The sequence below is a fragment of the Spirulina subsalsa FACHB-351 genome, from assembly GCF_026130165.1.
GTDB classification, from domain to species: domain Bacteria; phylum Cyanobacteriota; class Cyanobacteriia; order Cyanobacteriales; family Spirulinaceae; genus Spirulina_A; species Spirulina_A subsalsa_A.
The window spans coordinates 1-16,982 of sequence record NZ_JAIHOM010000110.1 but is presented as its reverse complement, the minus strand read 5'-3'; the positions used below and the strand labels follow the sequence as shown (position 1 = coordinate 16,982).

The following is a 16,982-nucleotide window of genomic DNA, read 5'->3' as shown; positions in this document are numbered from 1 at the left end:
CCGCCACCCTTTGCAAGCACAAGGACGGATTATTTTATATCCATATCCAGGTTAAGGACGAACCGCCGGAGCCTATTAAGACTACCGATGTGAAGGGAGTCGATTTAGGTAGAACTGATTTAGCAATTAGTTCTGATGGCGAAAAGTTTACTGGAGAAGGGGTCAAAAATAAGAGAGATAAGTTGGCTAGGGTACGGGCATCAATCCAAAAGAAAGGCACAAAAAGCAGTAAGCGACTGCTGAAACGGCTATCCCGAAGAGAGAAGCGTTATCAATCCTGGGTGAACCATAACATTAGTAAACAGCTTGTAGCGTCTGCTAAAGTTAAAGGGCAATCTATTGCTCTTGAAGACTTGACTGGCATTAGAGACAGAACTAATAGCAAGCCGAGGAACAAGACAGAACGGAGACGCTCAAACAGTTGGGCGTTCCATCAGCTCCGCCAGTATATTACCTATAAGGCACTAGGGGCTGGTGTTCCAGTTATCTTTGTGAATCCAGCCTATAGCTCTCAAACCTGTCATAAGTGTCTGCATATCCATCCAGTCAAAGGCAAATCCTATCGTTCTGGCAAAAAGTATCATTGTCAGCACTGTGGGTGGCAAGGGGATGCCGACTTTAACGGCGCACAAAACATTAAACTCTTGGGGGCGTGTGTAACCCGTCCCGAAAGCACCAACCTGCTATCTTGTTCGCTACTAGATAGAGTATCAGGTTAGGGCTAAAGCTCCGTCCTTTAGGGCGGAGAAGGTTACCCAATGAAGCTAAAAAATCCCCCACTTCTCAGTAGGGGATTTTTCAGTTTAGTTAGCCGACACTTTAGCCGAACTTACCAGCCGTCGAGGCAATCAAGAACGCTGCGTAGGTGAAGATGTAACCCACCGTGAAGTGAGCTAGACCCACTAAACGAGCTTGAACGATAGAGAGAGCAACGGGCTTGTCTTTCCAGCGAACTAAGTTAGCCAGAGGAGTGCGCTCGTGGGCCCAAACAATCGTCTCGATTAACTCTTGCCAGTAACCGCGCCAAGAGATCAGGAACATGAAACCAGTCGCCCAGACTAAGTGTCCGAAGAGGAACATCCAAGCCCAAACCGAGAGGTTATTCACACCGTAGGGGTTATAACCGTTAATTAATTGAGCAGAGTTCGCCCAGAGGTAATCACGGAACCAACCCATTAAGTAGGTGGAGTTTTCGTTGAACTGAGCAACGTTACCGGTCCAAACACCGAGGTGTTTCCAGTGCCAGTAGAAGGTTAACCAGCCCAAGGTGTTCAGCATCCAGAACATGGCGAGGTAGAAGGCATCCCAAGCAGAGATGTCGCAAGTACCGCCACGACCGGGGCCGTCACAGGGGAAGGAGTAACCGAAATCTTTTTTGTCGGGCATTAATTTGGAGCCACGAGCATCCAAAGCGCCTTTCACCAAGATTAAGGTGGTGGTGTGCAGACCGAGGGCGATCGCATGGTGAACCAAGAAGTCCCCAGGTCCAATGGTTAAGAACAAGGAGTTTGCGCCACTGTTGATGGCATCTAACCAACCGGGCAGCCACACCGCGCCATGATTGGGCCAAGCGGTGGTAGCAATGCTGTTGGGGTCAGAGAGCAGTAAATCCATGCCATAGAGGACTTTACCGTGAGAGGCTTGGATGAACTGAGCAAAGACGGGTTCGATTAAGATTTGCTTTTCAGGAGTCCCAAAGGCAACCACTACGTCATTGTGAACATAGAGTCCCAAGGTGTGGAAACCGAGGAAGAGGGAAACCCAGCTTAAGTGAGAAATGATCGCTTCTTTGTGTTGCAGTACCCGATCCAGAACGTTCCCTTTGTTTTGTTCAGGATCATAGTCCCGCACTAAGAAGATCGCGCCGTGAGCAAATGCCCCAACCATCAGGAAGCCTGCGATGTACTCGTGGTGAGTAAACAGAGCAGCCTGGGTGGTGTAGTCCTTGGCAATGAAGACGTAGGAGGGCAGGGAGTACATATGTTGGGCTACTAGAGAGGTAATCACCCCTAAGCAGGCCAAGTGCCATCCTAATTGGAAGTGCAGGGAGTTGTTGTAGGTTTCATAAATACCTTGGTGAGGCATATTGAAAGGCCCTTGCACTTTTTTGCCAAAGAACTCTTTAGCATCACACATTTCTTTAATGCTGTGACCAATACCGAAGTTCGTCCGGTACATATGACCCGCAACAATAAAGAGAACCGCGATCGCCAAGTGGTGGTGAGCAATGTCCGTTAACCACAGAGACTCGGTTTGAGGGTGGAAGCCACCTAAGAAGGTTAAGATGGCGGTTCCTGCCCCTTGAGAAGTCCCAAACACATGGCTGGCCGTATCAGGGTTCTGAGCGTAAACGCCCCAGTTCCCCGTGAAGAACGGCATTAACCCAGCCGGGTGAGGTTTCACAGACAGGAAGTTGTCCCAACCCACATGAACCCCACGGGACTCCGGGATAGCAACGTGGACCAAGTGACCTGTCCAAGCCAAGGAACTCACCCCAAATAGCCCAGCCAAGTGATGGTTCAGGCGGTGTTCCGCTAACTTAAACCATTGCAAACTGGGACGGAATTTGGGCTGAAGGTGTAACCAACCTGCGAACAGCATCAGAGATGCCAGAATGAGCAGGAAGATCGACCCTTGGTAGAGGTCTTGGTTATTGGTCATCCCAATGGTGTAGAACCAGTGGTACACGCCGGAGTAGCAGATATCAACCGGGTTAGCGGCTCCTGCTTGGGTAAAGGCATCAACTGCGCCTTGTCCGAATTGAGGATCCCAAATGGCGTGAGCGATGGGACGGACGTTTAGCGGATCTTTAATCCACTGTTCAAAGTTACCTTGCCAGGCGACGTGGAATAGGGTGCCAGAAGTCCACAGAAAGATGATGGCGATGTGACCAAAGTGAGAGGCAAAAATCTTTTGATACAGATTTTCCTCGGTCATTCCATCATGACTTTCAAAGTCGTGAGCAGTGGCAATCCCATACCAGATCCGACGGGTTGTCGGGTCTTGCGCGAGATCCTGGCTAAATTTGGGAAATTTAGTTGCCATAAACCTTTTGAGGTAATTCTCCTACCTGACCAATGAGACTGATGCAATATGCTGCTCATCTTTTACTTCTTTATATACCCCCACCGAAGGGTTGTCTTCTTTCGGTGGTGGTATGGTTGGAAAAACGGGTCATCAAAGCCGAATCCGCGTTTGATTTTACCGTTTTCGCCCGGGATTCTAACCGACGGAGATGATTCTCGCCAGGAAGAATGCCCAAGTTGTGACGATACCACCGAGAAGGTAGTGAGCGACACCAACTGCACGTCCTTGGATGATGCTTAACGCACGAGGCTGAATCGCCGGAGCGACTTTCAGTTTGTTGTGCGCCCAAACAATGGACTCAATCAGTTCTTGCCAATACCCACGACCACTAAACAGGAACATCAAGCTGAAAGCAAAGATGAAGTGACCTGCGAGGAACATGATGCCGTAGGCAGAGAGAGCAGAACCATAGGAGGTGATCACTTGAGAGGCTTGCGCCCACAGGAAGTCGCGTAACCATCCGTTAATGGTAATGGAACTTTGAGCAAAGTTTCCGGCGGTGATGTGAGACACCGTACCATCCGGGGCAACGGTTCCCCAAACATCGGATTGCATTTTCCAACTGAAGTGGAAGATCACGATGGAGAGGGAGTTGTACATCCAGAAGAGTCCGAGGAAGACGTGATCCCATCCAGAAACCTGACAGGTACCACCACGACCAGGACCGTCACAGGGGAAGCGGAAACCTAGTTCAGCTTTGTCAGGAATTAAGCGGGAGCTACGAGCGTAGAGTACCCCTTTCAGGAGAATCAACGCGGTAACGTGGATGGTGAAGGCGTGGATGTGGTGAACCATGAAGTCGGCTGTTCCCAGCGCAATGGGCATCATGGCGACTTTCCCGCCAACGGCGATCACACTGCCACCAAAGGCATAGCTCACAGGCTCAAGGGCGTTGGGAGCAGTGCCACCGGGGGCGATGGTGTGGATGTTTTGAACCCACTGGGCAAAGATGGGTTGAAGTTGAATGCCCGTGTCAGAGAACATATCTTGGGGACGACCAAAGGCACGCATGGTGTCGTTGTGAACGTACAGACCAAAGCTGTGGAAGCCCAAGAAGATACAAACCCAATTCAGATGGGAGATGATGGCATCACGATGACGTAAGACGCGATCCAACAAGTTGTCTACGTTTTTCGCCGGGTCGTAATCCCGCACCATGAAGATGGCACCATGAGCGCCGGCCCCTACGATTAGGAAACCGCCAATCCACATATGATGCGTGAACAGAGAAATCTGTGTCGCATAGTCGGTGGCTTGGTAGGGGTAGGGAGGCATGGCGTACATATGTTGAGCCACGATGATGGTTAAGGAACCTAACATCGCTAAGTTGATGGCTAACTGAGCGTGCCAAGAGGTGGTCAGAATTTCATAGAGGCCTTTGTGACCTTGACCCGTGAAGGGGCCTTTGTGGGCTTCTAGAAGTTCTTTCATGCTGTGACCGATACCCCAGTTGGTGCGGTACATATGACCAGCGATGATGAACAGAACGGCGATCGCTAAGTGATGGTGGGCTTGGTCAGATAACCACAAACCGCCAGTCACCGGGTTTAACCCACCCTTGAAGGTCAGGAAGTCAGAATACACGCCCCAGTTCAGGGTGAAGAAAGGCTTCAACCCTTCGGCAAAACTGGGATACAATTCCGCCATCAACTTGGAGTTGAGGATGAATTCATGAGGTAAGGGAATATCTTCCGGTGCTACCCCAGCATCCAACAACTTGTTGATGGGCATGGAAACGTGAATCTGGTGTCCTGCCCAACCGAGAGAGCCGCAACCCAGCAATACAGCCAAGTGGTGGTTCATCATGGATTCCACATTTTGGAACCATTCCAACTTGGGAGCGCGTTTGTGATAGTGGAACCAACCTGCAAATAAGCAGAGGGCAGCCATCACTAAACCACCGATTGCGGTGCAGTAAAGCTCAAACTCGTTGGTGATCCCAGATGCTCTCCACAAATAGAAGAACCCAGAAGTGATCTGAATTCCGTGGAAGCCACCACCAACATCAGCATTTAAGATGTCTTGACCCACAATTGGCCAAACCACCTGCGCACTAGGTTTAATGTTCAGGGGATCTTTCAGCCAAGCAACGTAGTTGGAGAAGCGAGCGCCGTGGAAGTACATCCCGCTTAACCAAACAAATACTACGGCTAGGTGTCCAAAGTGGGCGCTAAAAATTTTGCGCGAAATGTCTTCTAAATCGCTCGTTTGACTATCGAAGTCGTGAGCGTCGGCGTGTAGGTTCCAAATCCAAGTGGTGGTTTTGGGTCCTTTGGCCAGTGTCCGGTCAAAGTGACCGGGTTTTCCCCACTTCTCAAAGGAAGTAGGTACGGGGTCTTTATCGACTGCTACTTTGACTTTCGCCTCTTTTGGAGGGCTGCTTGTCATGAGGGTTCTCCTCCCTAGACAACAATTGCAATTAAGGGCTTTCCCGTAAGGGATCTCTAAATTTATATCAGGTTTAGAAAAGAAGTGTGAAAGATAGATTCACGGCTTTTCTGCTTTGTCCTCGGTTCAGGGGTTTCCCAAGGGAATTTCTGAACTTCGGTCAGTCGGTGTGCGAACACTTAGTAGTAGATGATAAGTCGTAGGTTACTTCTTGTTGAGAGGTGTTAACAATATTTAAATTTATCTCAGTTCTCCAGGAAATGAATGGCTAAATTCTGAGTTTTTTGGTAAAAAGTCAAGAATCAATGGCCTTTTCTTAACAAAATGCAACAATAGCTTTCAGGTTGAGAAGCCGCCGATTATGAGGGATAATCAAAACGTCGGAATTCAGACATAGTGAGTCATTAAGGATTTCTCTGCACAGTATCAAGGGTTCAATAAAACCTAGGAAATGGTTTTTTCTGGTTGTTCAAGAAATCCAATTAATCCATCTATAGATAGATGTGTCATGGTGACAAGCAGAATTTTGTGTTGAGTGGCAACTACTGGAGGAGTATGTTAAGAATTATTAAGTCTAGCCTGTTAATCGTTACATTATTTTTGGCATTAGTCAGTTTAGGGGGATGTAGCGATCGCATTGAAGCCAAAAATGGCAAAACCAATCCCCAAGAAATCGGCACCCTCGCTGAAGCGGCCCCCCCGTTATTACTGCGACAACTCAACCAAACCTTGCAGCAGTATCAACCCCAAGTGACCATCCTAAGTCCTCAACCCAACGAAACCGTAAACAGCACCACCCTGAACGTCAAACTCCAAGTTGAAGACCTACCTATATTTAAAGATGAAACCCTAGGCCTAGGCCCCCATCTCAGCCTCACCCTCGACAACCACACCAGCCAAGATATTTATGATCTGAGTCAACCCATCACCCTTGAAGACCTAGAACCCGGTACCCATACCCTGCGGGTCTTTGCCAATCGGCCTTGGCAAGAAAGCTTTAAAAACGAAGGGGCCTATGCTCAAACCACCTTTAACATCTTCACCTCCAGTGAAGACAACACCCCCCAAGCCAATCAACCCCTCCTAACTTATAACAGTCCCCAAGGACTCTACAACGCAGAACCCATTCTGCTCGACTTTTACTTAACCAATGCTCCCCTCCGCTTCTTAGCTCGGAAAAACCCCCAAGACAACATCAACGACTGGCGAGTTAAAGTCACAGCCAACGGACAAAGCTTTATCCTCGAAGACTGGCAACCCATTTATCTCAAAGGCTTTAAACCCGGCGTGAACTGGGTCAAACTAGAATTAATTGATGACCAAGGCATCCCCATTGAAAACACCTTTAATCAGACAGTTCGCCTAGTGGACTATCAACCCAAAGGCAGCAACACCCTAGCGCAATTAGTGAAAGGGGAATTAACCCTCGACGTAGCCCAAGGAATTGTTGATCCCAATTATCGTCCAATGGTCGAACCCTCCACCCCCGAAGAACCCACACCAGAGGACGTGAACCCCGTTGAAACACCCACCCCAGTAGAAGAAACTCCTGCCGTAGAACCAGAACCCGTTATTGAAGAAGAAATCACCCCTGACGAGGAAATAGAAGCGATTCCTGAAGTGGTGGAAGAGGTAGAAGAGGAAATAATTCCCCCAGCACCCATTGAGACACCCACCGAGAAAAAAGGACTATTTGAGCGCTTCCGTCGTCAACCCGTGACACCTTCTGGGGTAGAAACCCCGGACATTGAACCGGAACCCCTGCCCCTAGAACCCGTTATCGAACAAGAAATCACCCCCGACGAGGAAATAGAACCCATTCCTGAAGTCGTAGAAGAGGTAGAAGAGGAAATTAGTCCCCCAGCACCCATTGAGACACCCACCGAGAAAAAAGGACTATTTGAGCGCTTCCGTCGTCAACCCGTGGCACCTTCTGGGGTAGAAACCCCGGACATTGAACCGGAACCCCTGCCCCTAGAACCCGTTATTGAACAAGAAATCACCCCCGACGAGGAAATAGAACCCATTCCTGAAGTGGTGGAAGAGGTAGAAGAGGAAATAATTCCCCCAGCACCCATTGAGACACCCACCGAGAAAAAAGGACTATTTGAGCGCTTCCGTCGTCAACCCGTGGCACCTTCTGCGGTAGAAACCCCGGACATTGAACCGGAACCCCTGCCCCTAGAACCCGTTATTGAAGAAGAAATCACCCCTGACGAGGAAATAGAAGCCATTCCTGAAGTGCTGGAAGAGGTAGAACAACCTTGACAAATTAAGCTTGTGTGCCTGGTGTCAAGTTCCAGATATAGCCTTCGATAAATGGGAAAACACTATGTTAGGGCTTGCTGAATAACTCTGTGGGGCTAGGGAACAGGGAATTGATAATTGATAATTGACAATTGATAATTGATAATTGACATGAGAAACCGGGTTTTTGCTGGGGTGTATCGAGAAAACTAGACAATGAATGCAACCCGGTTTCTGGCTAAAGTTAGTCAAAGTTAGTCAATGACATTACACCCGACTCCCGACTTCCCCGCTCCCCTGCTCCCCCGCTCCCCTGCTCCCCTGCTCCCCCTCTCTCGATTCCCTATTACCCTGTTCCCTGTTCCCTGTTCCCTTAACTTCTAACTTTGGGTCTTAACTTGTCAAGCTTGTTACTGGCAAGATGATTGGGTGTTGGAGATTTCACCCTTCTAGGTTTACGCCTTTACCAAACCAACGGATAAATAGTTTTTCTCCTTCTACCCAAACAAACATTAAACTACTAAAGCCAATACAAATTAATAACTCTTCTGTGGATAAAATCTGAGTGCCGAAGAAATGGCGCAGAAATGGGACATAAATTAACATTAATTGTAGGGCGGTTGTCCCTAAAACGGCCCAGAGTAAGGCGGGATTAGAAAAGGGGTTCATCTCAAGGGTTAAACGATTGAAGGAACGGGCGGCAATGGCGTGTCCCATTTGGGCGAGACAGAGGGTGGTAAAGACCATGGTTTTCCAGTTTTCACTGTGGTCTGTGCCTTGTTCAAGGGTATAAGCTCCGACCATTAAGGTAATGGAAAAGAGGGCAAAAATTAGCCCGATTCGCACAATATAGGAGCCTAAACCGCGAGCAAAAATGCTTTCGTTGGGACTAAAGGGAGGACGTTTCATGACGTTGGGATCGGCGGGTTCTAGGGCGAGGGCTAGGGCGGGTAAACCGTCGGTGACGAGGTTCATCCAGAGGATTTGTAGGGGGGTGAGGGGAACGCCTCCTAGACCGATGATGGGGGCGGAGGCGATGGTGATTACTTCTCCTACGTTGCTGCCGAGGATGTATTTGATAAAACGGCGGATGTTGGTGTAGATGACTCGTCCTTCTTCGGCGGCGGCGACTATGGTGGCAAAGTTATCATCGAGTAGGATCATGTCACTGGCTTCTCGGCTGACATCGGTTCCGGTGAGGCCCATTGCAATGCCGATGTCGGCTTGTTTGAGGGCGGGGGCGTCGTTGACTCCATCTCCGGTCATGGCGACGAATTTCCCGCGTTTCTGGAGGGCTTGGACGATGCGCAGTTTATGTTCTGGGGTGACGCGGGCATACACGGCGACTTCATCGACGGCTAATTCTAGGTCGAGTTGGGAGAGTTTTTCGAGTTCTTGTCCGGTGAGGGTGCGACTTTTTTCTTGGGCAATTCCTAATTGTTGTGCGATCGCCTGGGCGGTGAGTTGATGGTCGCCTGTTATCATCACGGTGCGGATTCCGGCGGCTTGAGAACGTTCTACGGCATCTTTGGCTTCTGGTCTAGGGGCATCCATCATGCCCACCAGCCCTAACCAGACCATCTCTTGTTCTATATCCTCTTCGATTTCGCTCTCTAGAGGGCTTTCTATGGCCTTGTAAGCTACGCCTAGGACTCGTAACCCCCGAGCGGCCATTTGGTTGTTCCAATTCAGGATAGCGTGGCGTTGTTCGGGGGTGAGGGGGTGGGTATCGTTGCCCAACTGATAGGCGGTACAACGGGCTAAGATTAATTCTGGTGAGCCTTTACTAAAGAGGGAAGTTGCTCCTTCATAGTGGCGATGTTCACAAAACACGGTCATTCGTTTCCGTTCTGAGGAAAAGGGCAATTCTCCCACTCGGATAAACTGTTCAGCGAGTAACTCCTGATAGAGTCCGGCTTTTGCCCCGAGGGTAAGTAAGGCTCCCTCGGTGGGGTCGCCTAAAATGGACCACCCGGCGGCTGGGGATTGGCTGGGATCTCCTTGTAAAACGGCATCATTACACAGGACTACGGCGACTAACAGGGCTTGTAATTCGGGATAGTCTGATGTAGTAATGGCATCCTCTCCAGCCCAAAATTCCCCTACTGGACTATACCCCTCTCCTGTGACCCGAAATTCTCCGCCCTGAGTCTGGACTTCCTGCACCACCATTTTATTCTGGGTCAAGGTTCCGGTTTTATCGGAGCAAATGGTGTTCACACTGCCCAAGGTTTCCACGGCGGGTAATTTGCGAATTAAGGCCTGACGTTTGACCATGCGTTGGGTTCCCAAGGCCAATGTCACTGTAATCACCGCAGGCAAGCCCTCCGGCACTACGGCCACGGCCATACTGAGGGACACTTCTACTAATTCCCGCATCCGGTCTAAATTGCCCGCTTGAATTAGCCCAAAGCTAATCACAAGAGCGACCAAAATCAGGGAGCCGGTGACTAAAACATTGCCCAACTGGGTCATCCGTTTTTGGAGGGGGGTGGGTTCATCTTCTACGGACTGAAGCAAGGCGGCAATTTTGCCCAATTCGGTGATCATGCCTGTTGCGGTGACTACGAGCTTGGCGCGGCCTTGTAGGACTTCTGTTCCGGCAAAAACCATGTTCAGGCGATCGCCTAAGGGGGTATCGAGTTCTAAAGGGGCGGTGGTTCGTTTTTTCACCGCTTCGGCTTCCCCGGTTAAAGCGCCTTCCCTAACTTGTAAATTCGCTGTCTCGATTAACTGCCCATCAGCCGCCAACTGCACCCCCGCCTCTACGGTGAGAATATCCCCCGGCACTACTTGTTCTGAGGGGATTTCCTGCCATTGCCCATCCCGCAGGACTCGCACTTGAGGAGAGGCCAATTTTTTCAAGGCGGCGATCGCTTTTTGGGCGCGCACTTCTTGGATATAGCCCAGAATGCCGTTGAGCAGAACAATTAACAAAATGGCCAAGGTATCTTTAAAGGGAAAATCCTGATCAACCTCTCCACTTTGCAGGGCCCAAAAGTCTAGCCCCCCAGACACCAGAGCCACCCCAATCAACATCAACAACATAATATTGCTAAACTGCTCTAGCAAGATTTGCCATCGGCTGCGCGGTTTGCCTTCTTGTAATTCGTTGTTGCCATAATAGGCCAGACGTTGGGCAACGGCTGCTGAACTTAACCCTTGTTCTGCATCGCTTTGGAGGTGGGTTAAGGTTTCTTGAAAGGTTTGGGTATGCCAAGGGTGCAATAGTTCGGGCAGATGATGTTCAGGTGTGGCGGTCATGGATTGTTTAATCACAAGCAATTGACTCCCTTCGGTCGGTTAGTTTATTGGTCGCCATTCATCCCCACCTTGTAGACGGATGGGGATGAATGGCGACATCAGGATAATCAATTATCGGTCAGGAGGGAATCGGGGGACAGTAATTTCCTTGTGGTACAGGACGCTGAATCGGTCAGCGATGGGGGATAATAGATTCCGTTTATACCAGAAGGGTTATGAAGATTCGCATTGGTAACGGTTATGATATCCACCAACTCGCACCGGAGCGAGATTTAATTTTAGGGGGGGTAAACATTCCCCACTCCTTGGGCTTATTGGGGCATAGTGATGCAGATGTATTAACCCATGCCATTATGGATGCTTTGCTAGGGGCCTTATCCTTGGGAGATATTGGTCATTACTTTCCCCCTTCTGATCCTCAGTGGAAAAATGCCGATAGTTTGGTTTTATTAAAACAGGTGTATCAATTGATTGAGTCCAAGGGATGGGAGATTGGGAATATTGATTCCGTTGTCATTGCCGAACGGCCGAAGTTAAAGCCTTATATTGAAAGGATGCGCGATCGCCTGAGTGAAGTTCTCCAAGTTAATCCCGAGCAAATCGGGGTGAAAGCCACCACCCATGAAAAATTAGACGCAGTGGGGCGAGAGGAAGGGATTGCCGCCTATGCTGTAGCCTTATTAGTGAAAAAAGAAGCCAACGGGGAACAATAATCCATTAAACCGGGAGTGTGGCCATGAAAATATTAGTCTATTGCCCGCTTTTTTACCCCAGTGTTGGGGGAGTGGAAATTATTACCCATCTCCTCGCCCAGGAATGGACAAAACTCGGGCAAGAGGTGATTGTCCTATGCCAAACCCCGAACAAAGACCCCGATGAGTTCCCCTTCCCAGTTTTGCGTAACCCCAGCTTAAAAAAAGTACGCGAATTAACAGGCTGGTGTGATGTTTTTTTCCAAACTTGTGTCAGTTTAAAAGGCGTTTGGTTGCCCCTCTTGATGGGCAAACCCTTAGCCATTAGCCATCAAACTTGGTATCGTGAACCGGGGCATCCTTTAAGTTTACCCAGCGCCTTAAAGCTAGCCGTGACACGCTTTGCCACCAATATATCTGTGAGTGAGGCGATCGCAAAACACCTACCCGCCCCCTCCACCGTCATCCCTAACGCCTACTGGGACAACATTTTCCGCCTATCCCCCACCCCCCGTCACCGCGAATTAATCTTTGTTGGTCGTCTCGTTTCCGACAAAGGCGTTGATCTACTCATCAAAGCCCTCCAGCAACTAAAAACCCAAGGACTCACCCCCCACCTCACCCTAATTGGAGACGGTCCAGAAGAACCCCTCCTGCGTCAACAGGTCGCAGAATACAACCTCACCCCCCAAGTAGACTTTAAAGGCCTTCAACCCCCCGCCACCATCGCCCAACTACTCAACCAACACCAGATATTAGTCATTCCCTCCCGTTGGCAAGAACCCTTCGGCATTGTCGCCCTAGAAGGCATTGCCTGCGGTTGTGTCGTCGTTGCCTCCCAAGGAGGAGGCCTCCCAGAAGCCATCGGCCCCTGTGGAATAACATTCCCCAACCAAAACCTCGAACAACTCACCACCATTCTCCATGATTTATTGACAAATCCCCAGCAACTCGCTATTTATAAAGCCAACGCCATCCCCCACTTACAAAAACATCAACCCCAAACCATAGCCCAAGCCTATCTGAATCTCCTGCAAACAGTCCTTCTGTGAAAATTGTTATACTGGTTTTAATTCTTTTCAGCTTTGTTTACTTGTTCCTCCAATCCTTGGGGACAACACTACAAACTGTTGACTTAAAAAACGTTGAGCAGATTTCAGTTTTCTCGGATGTCATTGTGGGAACAGGAGGTCATTCCTTGGCTAGACTTATTATTGCCTCATTTATTATCCTGAGTATTTTTTATTGGTCTTTTCAAGATTGGCGGAGATCCCTAAAAGCCGTATTTTTTATATTAGTCATTGACGGGGCATTAAGAAAATGGGTTTTCCCCCAATTTAGTGAACCCCTTTATTTCCTCAAAGATTTTGTTCTCTTAGGCTCTTACTTTCGTTATTACTTTTTTTCCCAGTCTGAAAGACATTATCCCATTAAAATCAATTTCACGAATACGGCTGTTTGGGTTGCATCAGGCTGGTGTTTATTCCAATCCTTTAATCCCTATTTAGGTTCTCCTTTTGTAGGAATGCTAGGCATTAAAGCCTACTTATTCTACATCCCCATGATTTGGATGTTACCCAATTTATTTCGCTCAGAAGAAGAATTATATATCTTCCTCCGCAATCACCTAATTTTAATTATTCCCGTCGGAATTTTAGGCATCATTCAATTTGGTAGTCCTGCCGACAGTCCCATTAATCAATACATCCCCGGCACACAAGAACCCGTCGCCACCTTTGGGTTTGCCGGAACGACTCGCGTTAGAATCACAGGTACATTTTCCTACTTAAACAGTTACCAAGGCTATTTAAGTGCTTGTTTTGGGCTGTTTATTGCCATGCTTTCTTACCCCCAAACATCACGTTGGGTAACGATTACCTATATCGCACTATTTTTTAATGTGATTAACGCCTTTATGACAGGTTCTCGAACCCCCATTATTGCCGCCATTATTTTCTTATTTGGTTTTGTGGTTATTCGCACCCTGAAAGATCCCGAAAGAACCTTCATTTGGCTTAGTCGATTAGTGCCGTTTGTAGCCGTAGGAGGTAGTGCAGCCTTAATTGCTTTCCGCCCCGTTATTGATGCCTTTTCAACCCGTGTCACCAGTAACAGTGACCTCGGAGAACGAGTTTCTCTCGGATTTTCCGGTCCCTTTGACTTTATGGCATTAACCCAATTTGATGGTTATGGTACAGGTTCAACCCATGCCGGAACCGGTACTTTACGCTATCTTCTCGGTTTACCGATGGGCGCACCCATTCCCATTGAAGTCGAACCCGAAATGGGCAAAATTGCCCTAGAATTGGGTCCAATTGGCTTTATTTTTTGGTATGGGATGCGAGTGGTCATTATTATCATGTTATTGCGGACATTCTTTCATCTGAAACGTCCCTTTTTGCGAGATTTAGCCCTGGCTGGAGCCTTAATCCATACGGCCTTGTTTATTGGCCACATGGTTTTTCATCACACCTTTTCGGTTTATTATTGGTTCTATACTGGTTTTATCTTTATGTTGCCTTGGTTAGAGCAGATTGAGAACTGGCGCAGTGAACAGCAACTGATGCAATACTATGATTCAGCCTCGTATTTCCCTCCTCCACCCGACAGGTAATCCTTTTGCCCGCCAGGCGGCGATCGCACTTTGGGAAGCCCATGCCCTACAGGAAGTCATCACCTGCCTCAATTATGCCCCCAGCCCCCAACTCGATCAACTCCTCCAACGCTTCCTAAAACCCCTCCACCAAGAATTAGAACGCCGTCGTTGGCTACCCCCCACCCTTCCCTGCACCACCTACCCCCAAGCCGAATTACAACGGATTGCCCTCCTCCGCTCCCAACTCTACCGCCCCCTGAACCTCAATCCCCAAACCCTAGCCGACCGCGTTTATGCCGTTCTAGACCGCAAAGTTGCTCAAAACCACTTAAACAACCTAAACGGGGTCTACGCCTATGAAGACGGGGCAGCTAGCACCTTCTCGGAAGCAAAAAAACGGGGGGTTCAATGCTTTTATGACCTGCCCATTGTTCACTACCGCCACAGCCAAACCCTCCAACAGCAGGAAGTCGAGCAGTTTCCCCAACTCGCCCCCGCCCTACAATCCCTCCAAGAATCCCCGGAAAAATTAGCCAGAAAAGATCAAGAAATTGCCCTGGCTGATCTCATTTTTGTCCCTTCTACTATTGTCAAACAATCCCTAATTAACGTAGGAGTAACCACCGAAAAAATTATTGTACTGCCCTTTGGTTCTCCCCATGATTATTTTCTCCCCCAGCCCAAACTAGATTCCACCTTTCGGGCTTTATTTGTTGGTCGAGTGGGGCCGAGAAAAGGTGTCCATTACTTACTCCAAGCGTGGCAAGACTTAAATCTACCCGACGCAGAATTATCCCTAATTGGCTTTAATGAATTCCCCCCAAATTGGTTAAGTCCCTATCAAGAAATATTCCACTATATCCCCTCCATTCCCCATCATTTACTCGCTCAATACTACACCCAAGCCAGTGTTTTTGTCTTTCCCTCCCTCATCGAAGGACTCGCTTTAGTTCTCCTAGAAGCCATGTCTTGCGGCATTCCCATTATCACCACCCCAAATTCTGGCGGTTCTGATATTATTACAGATGGGGTAGAAGGGTTTATTATTCCCAGCCGAGATATTAACGCCCTTCAAGATAAACTGGAGTGGTGTTATAGACATCCTGACACTTTACAGGAAATGGGAATAGCGGCCAGACAAAAAGCAGAATCACTGAATTGGGGAGTCTATCGTGAGGGTTTAATGAAAGCGATACAAGCTCATTATTTTACGTTGTCGCCCTAGTTGCCCTAAACAAAGAGAGTATTTTTATTCTGGTTTTAATTTCAATGAAAAGTGCGATTAATTTTAAGCCATTAAACCAACCTCATTTTCATTTGTGGTGTCCTGATATTTTTGAATTTAAAGGGGGAATTCAAGTTTATTCTGCTTTTTTACTCACGGCACTCCAAGAACTTTATCCAAAGGGAAAATATCAAGTCATCCTCAAACATGATCGCCGATCTTCCCCCGAATTTTCTTTTTTACCTAATACCCATTTTCACTTTACAGGACAGATTCCCTTACCGTGGCGAACATGGGTATTTGCCGCAAGGATTACCTTTCTAGCCTTGGTGGATCGTCCTGATTTAATTATTGCCACCCATGTTAACTTTACAGTAGTGGCAGATTGGTTAAAGCGGTGGTTTGGAATTCCCTACTGGGTAGTTGTGCATGGGGTGGAAGCGTGGAATTTAGAAAAACCCAGTTTACAACGCGCTTTACACCATGCGGATCGTGTGGTTTCGGTGAGTGGTTATACTCGCGATCGCCTTTTAGGGGAACAACAGCTAGATCCCCGTCAAATTGCCCTTCTCCCCAATACCTTTGACGCGACACGGTTTCACATTACCCCAAAACCCCAGTTTCTCCTACAACGCTATCATCTCACAGCCCATCAGCCCATTATCCTCACCGTTGCACGACTCGATAGCAGCCAACCCTACAAAGGCTATGACAAGATTCTCCACGCCCTACCTCGCCTACGTCAAGTCTTCCCCGACGTTCATTATCTCATTGTCGGCAAAGGATGCGATCGCCTTCGTATTGAACAGTTGATTGAATCCCTCCACCTCCAAGATTGTGTCACCCTCACCGGATTTATTCCCGATGAAGAATTATGTGATCATTACAATCTCTGTGATGTGTTTGCTATGCCCAGTTTAGGGGAAGGATTTGGCATTGTTTATCTGGAAGCATTAGCTTGTGGTAAACCCACATTAGGAGGCAATCAAGACGGTGCCATTGATGCCCTTTGTCACGGAGAGTTAGGAGTATTAGTAAACCCGGAAAGTGTGGAAGAAATTGCTCAAGCGTTATTAGATATTCTTCAGAAAAATATTAATAATCCTTTACTTTATCAGCCACAGAAATTAAGAGATAAAGTGATTGAAGTCTATGGTTTCAGAAGCTTTAAACAAGCATTAGGTGATATTTTTAGAGGAACTAAGGTAAGGTTCAGGGGGGCGAGAGTAGAATAGATTGTTTTGTTGGGTTGCGCTATCGCTTCACCCAACCTACGGATTGCGAAATAATTAACAATTAACAATTATCAATTGTTTTGTTGGGTTGCCCTATCGCTTCACCTACGGATTGCTCTTGACCAGAAGTGTTGAATGTTAGAAAAAAAATTGACAAAAAGCTCCTACTTCGGTAAAATAGGAGCTTGTTTTTTAAAAAAAATCAATAATTTGATTCTATCCAACTTCCCTCAAATTGTCAAAAAATG

General features: G+C 48.0%; 10 protein-coding genes. 7 read left to right on the top strand and 3 right to left on the bottom strand.

What is annotated here, in order from left to right; all coding sequences use genetic code 11:
• Positions 1–719, top strand: a 719-nt coding sequence (locus K4A83_RS17850) for an RNA-guided endonuclease InsQ/TnpB family protein (RefSeq protein WP_265266012.1), incomplete at its 5' end; no start/stop codon positions are given.
• A gap of 100 nt (positions 720–819) precedes the next feature.
• Here the strand turns inward: K4A83_RS17850 and psaB are convergent.
• Both psaB and psaA read right to left on the bottom strand, forming a co-directional pair.
• Positions 820–3,045, bottom strand: coding sequence for a photosystem I core protein PsaB (gene psaB / locus K4A83_RS17845; RefSeq protein WP_017304986.1), 2,226 nt, complete (start codon positions 3,043–3,045; stop codon positions 820–822).
• Positions 3,046–3,222: 177 nt separating this feature from the next.
• Complete coding sequence (gene psaA, locus K4A83_RS17840; RefSeq protein ID WP_265266010.1) at positions 3,223–5,475, bottom strand: photosystem I core protein PsaA; 2,253 nt, start codon at positions 5,473–5,475, stop codon at positions 3,223–3,225.
• A gap of 555 nt (positions 5,476–6,030) precedes the next feature.
• Here psaA and K4A83_RS17835 point away from each other — a divergent pair.
• Positions 6,031–7,743 (top strand): hypothetical protein, encoded by a 1,713-nt coding sequence (locus K4A83_RS17835; RefSeq protein WP_265266009.1) that lies wholly within the window; start codon positions 6,031–6,033, stop codon positions 7,741–7,743.
• Positions 7,744–8,163: 420 nt separating this feature from the next.
• Here K4A83_RS17835 and K4A83_RS17830 read toward each other — a convergent pair whose 3' ends face one another.
• Positions 8,164–10,986 carry a cation-translocating P-type ATPase gene (locus K4A83_RS17830; RefSeq protein WP_407810109.1) on the bottom strand — a complete coding sequence of 941 codons (2,823 nt, stop codon included), beginning with the start codon at positions 10,984–10,986 and terminating at the stop codon, positions 8,164–8,166.
• Positions 10,987–11,201: 215 nt separating this feature from the next.
• Here K4A83_RS17830 and ispF point away from each other — a divergent pair, with 215 nt between their 5' ends.
• The 5 genes from ispF to K4A83_RS17805 all read left to right on the top strand — a co-directional run bounded on the left by ispF (position 11,202) and on the right by K4A83_RS17805 (position 16,734).
• Entirely contained in the window at positions 11,202–11,699 is a 498-nt protein-coding gene (gene ispF, locus K4A83_RS17825; RefSeq protein WP_265266007.1) for a 2-C-methyl-D-erythritol 2,4-cyclodiphosphate synthase, read from the top strand.
• A gap of 23 nt (positions 11,700–11,722) precedes the next feature.
• A complete protein-coding gene (locus K4A83_RS17820; protein ID WP_265266006.1) occupies positions 11,723–12,730 on the top strand; it encodes a glycosyltransferase family 4 protein in 1,008 nt (335 codons plus the stop codon).
• A gap of 146 nt (positions 12,731–12,876) precedes the next feature.
• Entirely contained in the window at positions 12,877–14,292 is a 1,416-nt protein-coding gene (locus K4A83_RS17815; RefSeq protein ID WP_265266005.1) for an O-antigen ligase family protein, read from the top strand.
• Positions 14,252–15,499 (top strand): glycosyltransferase family 4 protein, encoded by a 1,248-nt coding sequence (locus tag K4A83_RS17810; protein WP_265266004.1) that lies wholly within the window; start codon positions 14,252–14,254, stop codon positions 15,497–15,499. Before K4A83_RS17815 ends, K4A83_RS17810 begins: the two co-directional genes overlap by 41 nt.
• A gap of 44 nt (positions 15,500–15,543) precedes the next feature.
• Positions 15,544–16,734 (top strand): glycosyltransferase, encoded by a 1,191-nt coding sequence (locus tag K4A83_RS17805; RefSeq protein ID WP_265266003.1) that lies wholly within the window; start codon positions 15,544–15,546, stop codon positions 16,732–16,734.
• Positions 16,735–16,982: the final 248 nt, after the last annotated feature.

What these genes read in the sequence shown, in the direction of transcription:
- ispF (WP_265266007.1), top strand. Translation starts at nt 11,202, where the DNA reads ATGAAGATTCGCATTGGTAACGGTTATGATATCCACCAACTCGCACCG.
- psaB (WP_017304986.1), bottom strand. Translation starts at nt 3,045, where the DNA reads ATGGCAACTAAATTTCCCAAATTTAGCCAGGATCTCGCGCAAGACCCG.
- K4A83_RS17835 (WP_265266009.1), top strand. Translation starts at nt 6,031, where the DNA reads ATGTTAAGAATTATTAAGTCTAGCCTGTTAATCGTTACATTATTTTTG.
- K4A83_RS17805 (WP_265266003.1), top strand. Translation starts at nt 15,544, where the DNA reads ATGAAAAGTGCGATTAATTTTAAGCCATTAAACCAACCTCATTTTCAT.
- K4A83_RS17820 (WP_265266006.1), top strand. Translation starts at nt 11,723, where the DNA reads ATGAAAATATTAGTCTATTGCCCGCTTTTTTACCCCAGTGTTGGGGGA.
- psaA (WP_265266010.1), bottom strand. Translation starts at nt 5,475, where the DNA reads ATGACAAGCAGCCCTCCAAAAGAGGCGAAAGTCAAAGTAGCAGTCGAT.
- K4A83_RS17810 (WP_265266004.1), top strand. Translation starts at nt 14,252, where the DNA reads ATGATTCAGCCTCGTATTTCCCTCCTCCACCCGACAGGTAATCCTTTT.
- K4A83_RS17830 (WP_407810109.1), bottom strand. Translation starts at nt 10,986, where the DNA reads ATGACCGCCACACCTGAACATCATCTGCCCGAACTATTGCACCCTTGG.